This window comes from Amycolatopsis sp. NPDC003731, assembly GCF_053586895.1.
In genome coordinates this window covers 41271-54094 of sequence record NZ_JBSFNC010000005.1, presented here as the reverse complement: position 1 = coordinate 54094, position 12824 = coordinate 41271, and the positions used below count along the sequence as shown (strand labels likewise).

The window sequence follows — 12824 nt, the reverse complement described above, 5'->3', positions numbered from 1 at the left end:
CTGGCCCGCACCGACGAAAAAGGGCCGCTCCGTCCGGAACGGCCCTTTCGTGGCGGAAAATCAGGCCTGCTGGGCCTGCCACATCCAGTGCGCCTCTTCCAGCGCCCGGGTGATCTCGATCAGCAGGTCCTGCGTGACGAGGTCGCTCTTGTCGGTCTCGTCGATGCGCTGGCGCAGCCGCTCGATCAGCGCCGCGAGGATGTCGACGATCGCGGCGACCGTGGACTCGACCGACTGCCAGTTGTCCGGGTACTCGGGCACGCCCGAGCTCTCGACGACGGTCTTCGCCTTGCCGTTCGGCGAGATGCCGATGGCGTTGGCGCGCTCGGCGACCTCGTCGACGTACTGGCGCGCGGTGTTCACGAGCTCGTCGAGCTGCAGGTGCGCACTGCGGAAGTTCGACCCGACGACGTTCCAGTGCGCCTGCTTGGCGATGAGGGACAGGTCGACCAGGTCGACCAGCGTCGCCTGCAGGGCGTTGCCGGTGATCTCCTTGTCGGCCTCGGAAAGCGGGCTCTTGATCGGAGACTTGCTCATCTCTGGTTATCCCTTCCTCGGACTCGTGCGGGCTTGAGTGGTCAGACGGTGGCGGAGAGCGCGACCTCGATGTTGCCGCGGGTCGCGTTCGAGTACGGGCACACCTGGTGCGCCTGCTCGACCAGCTGGTCGGCCTGGGCCTGGTCGAGACCCGGCAGCGAGACGTTCAGCGCGACGCCGAGGCCGAACCCGACCTCCTGCTTGAGCACGCTGACCTCCGCGGTCACGGTCGAGCCGGTCAGCGGGACCTTGGCCTGGCGCGCGACCAGCTGCAGGGCGCTGTGGAAGCAGGCCGAGTAGCCGGCGGCGAAGAGCTGCTCGGGGTTGGTCTTGTCCCCGCCGGGGCCGCCCATCTCCTTCGGGATGGCCAGCGACTCGTCGATGACGCCGTCCGACGACGTCACTTCGCCGTTGCGGCCGTCGCCGCGCGCCGTCGCCACCGCGGTGTAGATCGCCTGACCCATGCTCAGCCTGCCTTCTGTCGCGGACGCTCCTCAGCGAGCGTCTCACTGGGCACAACATCCCGCATCCGCGGAACGGTGCCCCCACATGGCAGGCATCACGTCGTTTTATTACCCGGCCGCCACCGGGCGAAACGTCATGCGGTACGCGTCACGGCGAACTCGGCGACCTGCCGCCCGATCAGGCGAAGGGTGCGGACGCTCTTCTCGTCCGACGCGCCGCCGGCCTCGTCGAACTTGGTCTCGGCCGAGTTGATCGAGCCGCCCAGCGGGGTGGCCCAGCCGCGCAGGGCGTGCGTGATCGTGCGGAGCTGCTCGAGCGTGGTCACCGCGGCCTGCCAGCCGTAGGCGACGGCGGCGAGGCCGACCGCGCGGCCGTCCAGGTAGGGGCGGCGGTCCTCACGCAGGTCCTCGACGTAGTCCAGGGCGTTCTTGACCAGGCCGGACAGCGCGCCGTGGTAGCCCGGCGAGACGACGATGAGGCCGTCGGCCTCCCGAATGGCTTCCACCAGCCGGGTGGCGCGCTCGTCGCGTTCGGGGACGCCGGCGTCGTAGAACGGCAGCACCAGTTCCGGGCCGGTGAGCAGCCGGGTCCGGACGCCCGCCTCCGCCGCGCCGTCGAGCGCGATCTGCAGCGCACGTTCGGACTGCGAGCCCTCACGCAGAGAGCCGCCGATCCCGAGCACGTTGATCGTCCTGGCTGAAGTCACGTTTTCCAGGCTAACCCCTCCAGTTAACTGGAGGACCAGACTCTGGGACCGAGGTGCTGGTCACAACTGGACCGGCTACCTACTGGCAAGTAACGTCACCTCCAGCCCCGACGCTGATGGAGGAACCATGGCGATCCCGCTCCCGGTCCGCGCCCAGGCGGCCGCGTCCCAGCTCGCGTTCTGGCTGCCCGCACCGGTGCGGCGGGCGGTCGCGGGCCGGCCCGTCCGCATCGACGGCCAGGAGCTCGCGCTCGACGCCCGGCTCCTCCTCCGGCTCCAGAAGATCGCCAGGGCCGAGCTGGTGCGCGGGTCGGTCGAGCAGTCGCGGGCCCTGCTGGACGCGGGCCGGCACCTGGTCAGCGGCAAGCCGATCGAGCCGGTCTCGGTGCGTGAGATCGCCGTGCCGACGCCAGATACGAATCGATCAGCGGAGCGCAGCTCCTCCGTTGAGGGTGGCGGTGGGGGCATGGGCGGACTGCCGGCGACGTTGTACACGCCGGTCGGGCTGCCCGAGAAGTCACCGCTGCTGGTGTTCTTCCACGGCGGCGGCTGGGTGATCGGCACCCGCTCGAGCCACGACAACGCCGTCCGCTTCCTGGCCAAGCACGCCGGGGTCAGGGTGCTGTCGATCGAGTACCGCCTGGCCCCGGAGTTCCCGTTCCCGGCGGCGACGGAGGACGCGCTGGCGGCGTTCGAGTACGCGGTGGCGAAGGCGAGCGACCTGGGCGCGGACCCGGCCCGCGTCGCGGTGGGCGGCGACAGCGCGGGCGGCAACCTCGCGGCGGTGACGGCCCAGCAGGCGGTGCGCCGCGGCGGCCCGGTCCCGGCGTTCCAGCTGCTGATCTACCCGGCGACGGACTTCGCGCAGCGGTACCGCTCGCAGGACTTGTTCGCCGAGGACCTGTTCCTGACCGACGTGCACATGAAGTGGTTCGAGGGGCATTACGTGCCATCGGGCACGGATTTGACGGACCCGCGGTTGTCGCCGCTGCGCGCGGAGGATTTGAGCGGCCTGCCGCCGGCTCTCGTGGTGACGGCGGGGTTCGATCCGCTGCGCGACGAGGGTGAGGCGTACGCGGAGAAGCTGCGCGAGGCCGGGGTCGAGGTGGCGTTGCGGCGGCACGAGGACCTGATCCACGGGTTCATCAACTTCACCGGGGTGGGCACGCGGTTCCGGGAGGCGCTCGCGGAGACGGCCGGCGCGCTGCGGCAGGGACTGTCCAAAGTGCACTGACGCGGGGCCGCCGGCGGCGAGGGTTTCGCGCGGGCGGCGGGCCGGCTGGGCGCGGCGGGGCGACCGCACCGAGCTCAGCGGCGAACGGGCGGGCGTCGCGAATGAGTCATTGGGGACACCGCACGCCCCGAATGAGTCATTCGCAGCACCGGCGGCGAGGGTTTCGCGCGAGCGGTGGGCGGGCTGGGCGCGGCGAACAACCGCATCGAGCTCAGCGGCGAACGGGCGGGCGTCGCGAATGAGCCATTGGGGACACCGCACGCCCCGAATGAGTCATTCGCAGCACCGGCGGCGAGGGTTCCGCGCAGGCGGCGAGCGGGCCGGGCGCGGCGGGCAACCACAGCGAGCTCAGCGGCGAACGGGCGAACGTCGCGAATGAGCCATTGGGGACACCGCACGCCCCGAATGAGTCATTCGCAGCACCGGCGGCGAGGGTTCCGCGCGAGCGGCGGGCAGGCGGGGCGCGGCGAACAACCGCACCGAGCTCAGCGGCGGGCGGGCGAACGTCGCGAATGACTCATTGGCGACGTCGCACGCCCCGAATGAGTCATTCGCGGCACCGGCGGCGGGGGTTCCGCGCAGGCGGCGAGCGGGCGGGGCGCGGCGGGCAACCACAGCGAGCGAGCCGCGGCGGTGGAAACGACCCGGAGCCCGGCGCGGAGGAATGTCCGCGGCCGGGCTCCGGGCCCCCCTGTTTCCTGCGGTGGCTACGAACCCGGTACCGGCAGCGGTGGCAACGGCAGCGGCGGCACCGGCAGGCCGCCGAGCAGTCCGCCCAAGATCCCGGTGACGGCCGCCAGCAGGGCCTTGACCAGGTCGCTGACGATCTTCAGCGGTCCGGGCAGGTCCGGCAGCGAGGGGATCGGCAGCGGCAACGGGGGGAGCTGGCGCGCCTTCGCCGTCGGGTCGGCCAGGAGCCTGGTGGACTCGTCGGCGCGGCCCTTGGCGAGGCCCGCGAGCTGCCCCGTCTCGGTCTGGACCGTGTAGCGCTTGCCGGCCGCGATGTCCGCGAGGACCGGGCTCAGCCGGCCCAGGTCCGCCCGCGTGGCGCCGACGTCGCCCGCGTAAGCCACCTTGGTGAGGTCGTCACGCATCTGGAGCACCTGCGCGGCGAGGGCCTGGGTGCTGGAGGAACCCTTGCCCCCTTCCGGGCTCGCCGACGCGATCCCCGCCGTCGCGACCGCCAGCAGACTGCCGGCGGCTACCAGGGCGATGGATCGCCCGAACTTGGCTTTCATTCCTTACCTCCTGGCGTCGAGACCTGACGGGGTAAATCGATACCCCCCGTGTCGGAGATAAGCCACCCGATCACCGGTTCGGAAGGTTTAACACCCTTACGTGCCGGATCTGAATGGTGCGAACTGGCCCGCATTGGATTAACCGCGAAATCTTGCTTTTCCCCCTGAAGATCATCATGACCGATTCCGATGATCACCGCTGGTAGCGTCCGCCCACTATGGAACGGCCCGGTAACCCACCCGAGTGTAAACAGTGATCATTTAGCTTCATCACTCCGTCGGACCGCGTGTCTCGACTGCTCCAGACGGGGCGTCCCCCACGCTCGCATCGCCACCCACACGGTTTCCCTCCGAGGTGGACGCGGAAATGCGAAATCAATTCCGGAATTCAGAGCGGCAGGCCGGCGTCCAGGTGGGCGACGGCCCGATCGATGACCACGAGCGTGTCGGCCTCCGGGTCCGCCGCGGCGCCGAGGAACGCGGCCAGCACCACGCCGACCACCGCGCCGGCCCAGTTGCGGACCTCGAAGTCGTCCACGGCCCGGCCGGTGCGCCGCGCGGCCAGCCCGGCCAGCAGGTCGATGCCCTCGGCGAACTTGTCCATCACCGCGCTGCGCAGCTCCGGCTCGCGGAACACGAGCCGCTGCCGCTGGCGTTCCCGCTCCCACTCCCCGGCCGGCAGCTGCTCGCGGATGAAGCTCATCGTCGCCCGCAGCGCGCCGATCGGGCTCAGCTCCGGCGCCTGCGCGACCGCGGCCTCGATGAGCACCGGGTCGAACGGGTCGTAGAGCACGGTCGCCTCCTTCGTCGGGAAGTACCGGAAGAAGGTGCTGGGCGAAATCTCCGCCGCGGCCGCGATCTGGTCCACCGTCGTGGCGCTGTACCCCTGCTCCTCGAACAGCCGCAACGCGTGCCGTTGGATCGCGGCACGCGTCTTGGCCTTCTTCCGCTCGCGCAGTCCTACGGGCTCAGCCGGCGACGACGTCATGCTCCGATTCTCGCGGCTGCACTCCGGTCGCCGTCCGCCCGGGCAGGAACACCAGCGCGAGCAGCGCCCCGGCGAGCGTCAGGCCGGCACACACCCACAGCGTCGCGGCCATCCCGTCGGTGAACGCGGCGCGGGCGGACGCGGCCAGGCCGGGCTGGTGCAGCTGCTCCGCCACGGCGACCGCGCCCGAGGCACTGCCGCGCACCGCGTCGGCGACCGGCACCGGCAGGCCCGTGACGTCGACGCCGTCGCGGTAACCGCCGTTGAGCACCGTGCCCAGCACCGCGACCCCGATGGTGCCGCCGACCTGGCGCAACGCCTGGATCAGCGCCGAACCGGCGCCCGAGCGGCCTTCGGTGAGCGCGCCCATCGCCATCGTCATCAGCGGCGGCAGCGTGGCGCCGGTGCCCAGCCCGATGACGACTTCCCAGCCCGCGGTGGCGCCGTAGCCACCCGACGGCGTCGTCGTCGAACCCCAGGCCAGCCCACCCGCGAGCAGCGCGAACCCGCCCGCGACGACCGCGCGCACGCCCAGGACGGCGACCAGCCGCTCGGCGATCTTCGCCGCCACCAGCATCCCGCCGATCAGCGGCAGCAGCCGGACGCCGGTCTGCAGCGCGTCGGCCCCCTGCACCGCCTGGAACAGCTGCGGCAGCACGAACAACAGGCCCATCAGCGCGAAGGACGCCACGGTGGCCAGCACCGCACCCCAGACGAACCGCGGCTCGCGGAACAACGCGAGGTCGGTGAGCGGCGCGGCCACCCGCGTCTGCACCCGGCAGAACACCGCCAGCAGCGCGGCGCCCAGCGCGATCAGGCCGTACGTCACCGGGTTCGCCCAGCCGTGCTCGCCGGCGTGGACGAAGCCGTAGGTGAGCGCGACCAGCCCGGCCGTCGAGAGCGCGATGCCGGTGAAGTCGATCCGGCCGCCGCCGTCGCCCGGCGTGAGCGGCACGAGGAACAGCACCGCGGCGACGCCGACCGCGGTCAGCGGGACGTTGATGAGGAACACCGAGCCCCACGCGAAGTGGTCGAGCAGCCAGCCGCCGAGCAACGGCCCGAGCGGGATGCCGGCGAACATCGCCAGCACCCACGTCGTCAGCGCCTTCGCCCGCTCCTCCGGCGCGAACAGGATGTTCAGCAGCGAGAGCGAGAGCGGGATGAGGAAGGCGGCACCGACGCCGAGCCCGACGCGGGCGGCGATCAGCTCGCCCGGCGAACCCGCGTAGGCGCACCACAGCGAAGCCAGCCCGAACACCGCGAGCGCGCCGAGCAGCAGTTTCTTCGGCCCGAACCGGTCGCCGAGCAGGCCGGCCGGCAGCAGCAACGCGGCCAGCGCCAGCGTGTAGGCGTTGCCGAACCACTGCAGCTGCGTGGTCGTGGCGCCGAGGTCGACGGCCAGCGTGGGCACGGCCACGTTGAGCACGGTCAGGTCGAGTCCGATGGTCAGCAGGCTCACCGCGAGCGCGCCGAGCGCCCACCACCTGCGGGGATGTACGTGAGTCATAGTGACCCCCAATTGATAGTTGCTACCAAGTGAAAGTAGCTCTCATAATTTTCCGGCGCCAGGGGGCGCGGCGGCGGAAATATGTTGCACGCGCGTACCACCTTGGGTTCTCATCGAGGACGTGCCTCTGCAGCCCTACCGCCGGGTGCTCTCCGTCCCCCGCGTCCCCTCGACGATGGCCCTGATGTTCCTGGCGCGCCTCCCGATGACCATGAACGGCGTGCTGATGACGCTGTACATCGTCACCGGGCTCGGCCGCGGCTACGGCGCCGCCGGGCTGGTCGGCGGCTGCGTCACCCTGGGGATGGCCCTCGGCGCGCCGCTGCTCGGCCGCTGCTTCGACCGGTACGGGCTGCGTCCGGTCGTCGCGGTGTGCGGGATCGGCACCACGGTGTTCTGGGTCGCCGCGCCGCACCTGCCGTTCGAGGCGCTCGCCGTGGTCGCGGTCGCGGCCGGGATGCTTTCGGTGCCCGCCGGCTCACTGGCCCGGCAGGTGCTGGCCACGCTCGTACCGCTCGAGGAGCGCCGCGCGGCCTACTCGCTGGACACGATCTCGATCGAAGCGACGTTCATGATCGGCCCGGCGGCCGGCATCGCGGCCATCACGGCGTTCTCCCCGACCTGGACGCTGACCGCGCTCGGCCTCCTGTTCGGCGGCACGGCGTTCCTGATCTGGCTGGTCAACCCGCCGATCCGCGAGGGCGCCGGCCAGGCGGAGGAGCTCGGCCCGCGGCCGCCGCTCCGGAGCTGGCTCACCGGCCGGCTGGTGGGGACGCTCCTGATCGCGGGCGGCGCGCTGTTCGTGCTGGTCGGCACCGAATTGGCGACGCTGGCGGCCCTGCGCGCGAACGGCGAACTCGGCGTCACCGGGCTGGTCATCGCGGTGATGTGCGTGGCATCGATCGCCGGCGGCATCGTGCACGGCGTCGTGAAGCGGTCGCTCTCGCAGGGCGTGCTGATGCTCCTGCTCGCGCTGCTGGTGGTGCCGGTCGGCCTGGCGGACCACCCGTGGTGGCTGCTGATGCTGGCGCTGATCCCGACGAACCTGCTGTGCGCGCCGACGCTGGCGGCCACGACCGAGACGGTCTCCCGCCTCGCCCCGGCCCAGGTCCGCGGCGAGGCGATGGGCCTGCAGGACGCGTTCACCCGGCTCGGCCTGGCGGTGGGCGGCCCGGTGGTCGGCTTCGCGATCGACCATTCGAGCGCTGAGTGGGGCTTCGTGGCGGCGGGCGTCGGCGGCCTGGTGATCGCCTCGGGCGGCCTGCTGCGCCGCCGCGTCCCGGCCCCGGCCGCGGAACCGGAACTGGCCGAAAGCCGCCGCTAGCGAGCCTGCCGCGGTCAGCTGCAGGCGGCGCGGAGGGCGTCGAGCTTCTTGACGTTGCGTTGCACCCAGTTGGCCACGACGCCGGCGTCCTCGATGCGTTCCTTCTGCACCTCGACGTAGGACCCGGCCATGCCGAGCAGCGCGTTCTTGACGTTCTGGTCCTGAACGTCCGCAGCGAGCTCGCGCAGCCGCCTCTCCTTGTCCGCGGCCCGCGCCTTGAGCTTGTCCGGGTCGACCAGCGGGTTCAGGTCCGCGAGGCCGAGTGCCTCGGTGCAGACGCCCACCTTGCCGACGGTCTTCGACCCCTGGTCGACCGCGTTGCCGACCTCGGCGCACCCGCTCAACAGCAGTGCGCTCGCGGCCAGCAACGCGGCCGTCGTTCCACCCCTCGTCATGGCGCCAAGGTACCGTCAGCCCTTGACGCAGACCACCTGCTTGAGGTGCGCCACGACCTCGACCAGGTCCGTCTGCGCGCGGATCACCGTTTCGATGTCCTTGTACGCCGCCGGGATCTCGTCGACCACGCCGGAGTCCTTGCGGCACTCGACGCCGGCCGTCTGCGCCGCCAGGTCGTCCGCGGTGAACAGCTTCTTGGCCTTGTTGCGCGACATCCGCCGCCCGGCGCCGTGCGAAGCCGACTGGAACGACGAGTCGTTGCCCAGCCCGCGGACGATGTACGAACCGGTCCCCATGCTGCCCGGGATGATCCCGAGGTCACCCGATCCGGCGCGGATCGCGCCCTTCCGGGTGACGAGCAGCTCGACGCCGTCGTAGGTTTCCTCGGCGACGTAGTTGTGGTGGCACGAAATCGCGTCGTCGAAGGTCACCTGTGGGAGCTCGTCGCGCACCGCCTGCTTCACCAGCGCGACCATCGTGGCGCGGTTGCGCGCCGCGTAGTCCTGCGCCCAGAACAGGTCACGCCGGTAGGCCTGCATCTCCGGCGTGCCGGCGACGAACACCGCGAGGTCGGGGTCGGGCAGGTCGGCGTTGTGCGGCAGCTTCCGCGCGACGGCCATGTGCCGCTCGGCCAGCTCCTTGCCGATGTTGCGCGAACCCGAGTGCAGCATCAGCCAGACGCGGCCGTCGTCGTCGAGGCAGACCTCGATGAAGTGGTTGCCGCCGCCGAGGCTGCCGATCTGCCGCGCGGCGCGGTCGTGCAGGTCCTGGACGCCGGTGTGCAGCTCGCCGAACTGCTTCCAGAACGCGTCCCAGCCACCGACGCCGTGCACCTTCGCCGGGTTCACCGGCGTCTTGTGCAGCCCGAACCCGACCGGCACGGCGGATTCGATGCGGCGGCGCAGCTTCCCGAGGTCGTCGGGCAGGTCGGCGGCGGTGAGCGACGTCCGGACGGCGCTCATCCCGCACCCGATGTCGACGCCGACGGCGGCGGGCGAGACGGCGTCGCGCATGGCGATGACGCTGCCGACGGTGGCGCCCTTGCCGTAGTGGACGTCGGGCATCACGGCGACGCCGTGCACCCACGGCAGGTTCGCGACGTTGTGCAGCTGCCGCATGGCCTGGTCTTCGACCGACGCGGGGTCCGCCCACATCCGGATCGGGACGCGGGACCCAACGACCGCGGTGTACATGGTTCCTCCCCTTGAAAAGCGTTTCGCGGCGCTCAGGATCCCCCGAGCGCCGCGAAACGGCCAAGCGATTATTCAGCTGTCCACTGTGGTCAGATCTGCTGGGCCACCAGCTCCGCGATCTGCACGGCGTTGAGCGCCGCGCCCTTGCGCAGGTTGTCGTTCGAGATGAACAGCGCCAGCCCGCGGCCGCCCTCGACGCCCTGGTCCACCCGGATGCGGCCGACGTAGCTCGGGTCGTTGCCCGCCGCCTGCAGGGGGGTGGGGATCTCCGACAGCTCGACCCCGGCCGCGTGGGTCAGCAGCTCCGTCGCGCGCTCGACCGACAGCGGCCGCTCGAACTCCGCGTTCACCGAGATCGAGTGCCCCGAGAACACCGGCACGCGGACACAGGTGCACGAGACGCCGAGGCCCGGGATGCTCAGGATCTTGCGGCTCTCGTTGCGGAACTTCTTCTCCTCGTCCGTTTCCAGCTCGCCGTCGTCCACAATGGACCCGGCCATCGGGAGGACGTTGAACGCGATCGGGCGGACGTACTTCTCCGGCTGCGGGAACTCGATGGCCGCGCCGTCGTGGGTCAGCAGCGAAGCGTGCTCGGCCGCCGCCTTCACCTGGCCGGCGAGCTCGTCGACGCCGGCCAGGCCGCTGCCGGACACCGCCTGGTACGTCGACGCGACCAGCCGGACCAGCCCGGCCTCGTCGTGCAGCGGCTTCAGCACCGGCATCGCGGCCATCGTGGTGCAGTTGGGGTTCGCGATGATCCCCTTCCGCGCCTCCTTGATGGCTTCGGGGTTGACTTCGCTGACGACCAGCGGCACGTCCGGGTCCATCCGGAACGCCGAGGAGTTGTCGATCACCGTGACACCCGCCGCGGCGAACCGCGGGGCCTGCGCCTTCGACGTCGAGCCGCCCGCCGAGAACAGCGCGATGTCCAAACCGGACGGATCGGCCGTCTCGGCGTCCTCGACCGTGATTTCGGTGTCGCGCCAGGGAAGCTTCGAACCCGCCGAGCGCGCCGAAGCGAAGTAGCGCAGCTCGGCGATCGGGAACTCCCGCTCCGCCAGCAGCTTGCGCATCACCGCGCCGACCTGGCCGGTCGCGCCGACCACCCCGACCCGCAGCCCGTCCGCCATCAGCGACCACTCCCCGCGTAGACGACGGCTTCTTCGTCGCCGCCGAGTTCGAACGCCTCGTGGATCGCGCGCACGGCGTCGTCGAGCTGCGCGTCCCGGATCAGCACCGAGATGCGGATCTCCGAGGTGTTGATGATTTCGATGTTGACGCCGGCCTCGGCCAGCGCCTCGCAGAACGTCGCCGTGACACCGGGGTGCGAGCGCATCCCGGCGCCGACCAGCGACACCTTGCCGACGTGGTCGTCGTAGAGGACCGACTCGAAGCCGATCTCCTCCTTGACCTTCTCGAGTTCCTTGACGGCCTTGGCGCCGTTGGCCTTCGACAGCGTGAAGGTGATGTCGGTGCGGCCGGAGACGGTGCTGGACACGTTCTGCAGCACCATGTCGATGTCGATCTCGGCGTCGGCGATCACGCGGAAGATCCGGGCCGCGGCACCGGTGGTGTCCGGCACCCCGGTGACCGTGATCTTGGCTTCGGAGCGGTCGTGCGCCACACCGGTGATCAGGGCTTGTTCCACGGGGATCTCCTCGATAGAACCGGTCACCGTCGTGCCCGGCTTGTCGCTGTAGGAAGAACGGACTCGGATGGGGACGCCGTAGCGGCGGGCGTACTCGACCGACCGCAGGTGCAGGATCTTGGACCCGCTCGCGGCGAGCTCGAGCATTTCTTCGTAGGTGACGGTGTCGAGCTTCTTCGCGTCCGGCACCACCCGCGGGTCGGCGGTGTACACACCGTCCACATCGGAGTAGATCTCGCAGACGTCGGCGTTCAGCGCGGCGGCCAGCGCGACGGCGGTGGTGTCCGAGCCGCCGCGGCCCAGCGTGGTGATGTCCTTGGTGTCCTGCGCGACGCCCTGGAAGCCGGCGACCAGCGCGATGTAGCCCTGGTCCAGGGCTTCGGTGACGCGGCTCGGGGTGACGTCGATGATGCGCGCGTTGCCGTGCACCGACGTCGTGACGACGCCGGCCTGCGAACCGGTGAACGACCAGGCCTCGGCACCCTGGGCCGCGATCGCCATCGCGACCAGCGAGTTCGAGATGCGCTCACCGGCGGTGAGCAGCATGTCCATCTCCCGCTCCGGCGGCGCCGGGTTGACCTGCTGCGCCAGGTCGAGCAGCTCGTCGGTGGTGTCACCCATCGCCGAGCAGACGACGACGACGTCGTTGCCCGCCTTCTTCGTCGCGACGATCCGCTCCGCCACGCGCTTGATCCGGTCGGCACTTTCCAGCGACGATCCGCCGTACTTCTGGACCACGAGGGCCACGCCCGAACCTCCTCGCGGGCCGGGCGGCTCCCTGGTGGGCACCGGAGAGCCCCCGCGTCCCATGATTTGACCAGGAGCCTACCGGGGCTCGGGCGGCCCGCCACCCTCTTGACGTGGGGCGCACCCGTCCGGCGGCGGTCCGGGAAGTAAATCTTCCGCAACACCAACGAAATGTGCGGAGCCCTTCCGCCCGAGTGACGCACAGCACTCGTGGGTAGTGTCGTCGGCGTGCGGAAACCAGCTGTGACGAGCGTCCCGATCGCAACCCTGATGGCGGAACGGTGGAGCCCGCGGGCCTACGACTCCTCCGCGTCGGTCACCGACGAGCAGGTGCGGGCGCTGCTGGAGGCGGCCCGCTGGGCGCCGTCGTTCGGCAACACCCAGCCGGCCCGCTACCTAGTGGGCGTCCGCGGCACCCCCTCGTTCGACGCGATCTTGGGGGCGTTGAACTCGGGCAACCAGGCGTGGGCCCACCGGGCCGGCCTGCTGCTGATCGGCGTGATGGTGACGACGAACGAGAAGGGCGCGGTGCCGTACGCCGAGTACGGGCTGGGGCTGGCGTCGGAGAACCTGGTACTGCAGGCGGTGGAACTGGGGTTGATCGCGCACCAGATGGCGGGCTTCTCGCCGGAGGCCGTGCGGTCTTCGTTCGGCCTGCCGGAGGACGCCGTACCGAAGGTGGCGATCGCGGTGGGGTCGCCGGCGGCACCGGACGTCCTGGAGGAGGACTGGCGGATCGAGCGCGAGAAGGCGGACCGCGTGCGGCTGCCGCTGGAGGAGTTCGCGTTCACCGGCCAGTGGGGCGAGCCGGCGCTAGGGAGCTAGCAACCGACCGGAGTTT

14 protein-coding genes are annotated in these 12824 nt (G+C 71.0%); 3 read left to right on the top strand and 11 right to left on the bottom strand.

Annotation, left to right across the window (positions count from 1 at the left end; genetic code table 11):
• Positions 1 to 60: 60 nt before the first annotated feature.
• From ACWDN5_RS03635 to ACWDN5_RS03625, 3 genes are all read right to left on the bottom strand, one after another.
• The gene (locus tag ACWDN5_RS03635; protein WP_176174268.1) at positions 61 to 537 is read right to left on the bottom strand and encodes a Dps family protein; all 477 of its coding nucleotides are present in this window, start codon (positions 535 to 537) and stop codon (positions 61 to 63) included.
• 41 nt (positions 538 to 578) lie between these two features.
• Positions 579 to 1001 carry an organic hydroperoxide resistance protein gene (locus ACWDN5_RS03630; protein ID WP_310969230.1) on the bottom strand — a complete coding sequence of 141 codons (423 nt, stop codon included), beginning with the start codon at positions 999 to 1001 and terminating at the stop codon, positions 579 to 581.
• 134 nt (positions 1002 to 1135) lie between these two features.
• Positions 1136 to 1684: an NADPH-dependent FMN reductase gene (locus ACWDN5_RS03625; RefSeq protein ID WP_396136889.1), complete on the bottom strand. Its 549-nt coding sequence runs from the start codon at positions 1682 to 1684 to the stop codon at positions 1136 to 1138.
• Between the two features lie 151 nt (positions 1685 to 1835).
• On the opposite strand from ACWDN5_RS03625, the gene ACWDN5_RS03620 reads away from it, so the two are divergent.
• Complete coding sequence (locus ACWDN5_RS03620) at positions 1836 to 2942, top strand: alpha/beta hydrolase (RefSeq protein ID WP_449674229.1); 1107 nt, start codon at positions 1836 to 1838, stop codon at positions 2940 to 2942.
• A 707-nt stretch (positions 2943 to 3649) separates the two neighbouring features.
• Here the strand turns inward: ACWDN5_RS03620 and ACWDN5_RS03615 are convergent.
• From ACWDN5_RS03615 to ACWDN5_RS03600, 4 genes are all read right to left on the bottom strand, one after another.
• Entirely contained in the window at positions 3650 to 4180 is a 531-nt protein-coding gene (locus tag ACWDN5_RS03615; RefSeq protein WP_310969235.1) for a hypothetical protein, read from the bottom strand.
• Positions 4177 to 4377 (bottom strand): hypothetical protein, encoded by a 201-nt coding sequence (locus ACWDN5_RS03610; protein WP_310969237.1) that lies wholly within the window; start codon positions 4375 to 4377, stop codon positions 4177 to 4179. Before ACWDN5_RS03610 ends, ACWDN5_RS03615 begins: the two co-directional genes overlap by 4 nt.
• 191 nt (positions 4378 to 4568) lie before the next feature.
• On the bottom strand, positions 4569 to 5168 hold the full coding sequence (locus ACWDN5_RS03605) for an acyl-CoA-like ligand-binding transcription factor (protein ID WP_449674227.1): 600 nt from the start codon (positions 5166 to 5168) through the stop codon (positions 4569 to 4571).
• On the bottom strand, positions 5149 to 6675 hold the full coding sequence (locus ACWDN5_RS03600; RefSeq protein WP_449674225.1) for a DHA2 family efflux MFS transporter permease subunit: 1527 nt from the start codon (positions 6673 to 6675) through the stop codon (positions 5149 to 5151). The genes ACWDN5_RS03605 and ACWDN5_RS03600 overlap by 20 nt, the downstream gene beginning before the upstream one ends.
• A 184-nt stretch (positions 6676 to 6859) precedes the next feature.
• Here ACWDN5_RS03600 and ACWDN5_RS03595 point away from each other — a divergent pair, with 184 nt between their 5' ends.
• A complete protein-coding gene (locus ACWDN5_RS03595) occupies positions 6860 to 7999 on the top strand; it encodes an MFS transporter (protein WP_310969681.1) in 1140 nt (379 codons plus the stop codon).
• Between the two features lie 14 nt (positions 8000 to 8013).
• Here the strand turns inward: ACWDN5_RS03595 and ACWDN5_RS03590 are convergent, their stop codons facing one another.
• The 4 genes from ACWDN5_RS03590 to ACWDN5_RS03575 all read right to left on the bottom strand — a co-directional run bounded on the left by ACWDN5_RS03590 (position 8014) and on the right by ACWDN5_RS03575 (position 11983).
• Positions 8014 to 8394 (bottom strand): hypothetical protein, encoded by a 381-nt coding sequence (locus ACWDN5_RS03590; protein ID WP_310969243.1) that lies wholly within the window; start codon positions 8392 to 8394, stop codon positions 8014 to 8016.
• 15 nt (positions 8395 to 8409) lie between these two features.
• Positions 8410 to 9588, bottom strand: a complete 1179-nt coding sequence (locus tag ACWDN5_RS03585; protein ID WP_310969245.1) for an RtcB family protein — start codon at positions 9586 to 9588, stop codon at positions 8410 to 8412.
• Positions 9589 to 9677: 89 nt separating this feature from the next.
• Complete coding sequence (locus ACWDN5_RS03580) at positions 9678 to 10718, bottom strand: aspartate-semialdehyde dehydrogenase (protein ID WP_449674222.1); 1041 nt, start codon at positions 10716 to 10718, stop codon at positions 9678 to 9680.
• Complete coding sequence (locus ACWDN5_RS03575; protein ID WP_449661734.1) at positions 10718 to 11983, bottom strand: aspartate kinase; 1266 nt, start codon at positions 11981 to 11983, stop codon at positions 10718 to 10720. Before ACWDN5_RS03575 ends, ACWDN5_RS03580 begins: the two co-directional genes overlap by 1 nt.
• 228 nt (positions 11984 to 12211) lie before the next feature.
• On the opposite strand from ACWDN5_RS03575, the gene ACWDN5_RS03570 reads away from it, so the two are divergent.
• Positions 12212 to 12808 carry a nitroreductase family protein gene (locus ACWDN5_RS03570; protein WP_449674220.1) on the top strand — a complete coding sequence of 199 codons (597 nt, stop codon included), beginning with the start codon at positions 12212 to 12214 and terminating at the stop codon, positions 12806 to 12808.
• Positions 12809 to 12824 lie beyond the last annotated feature (16 nt).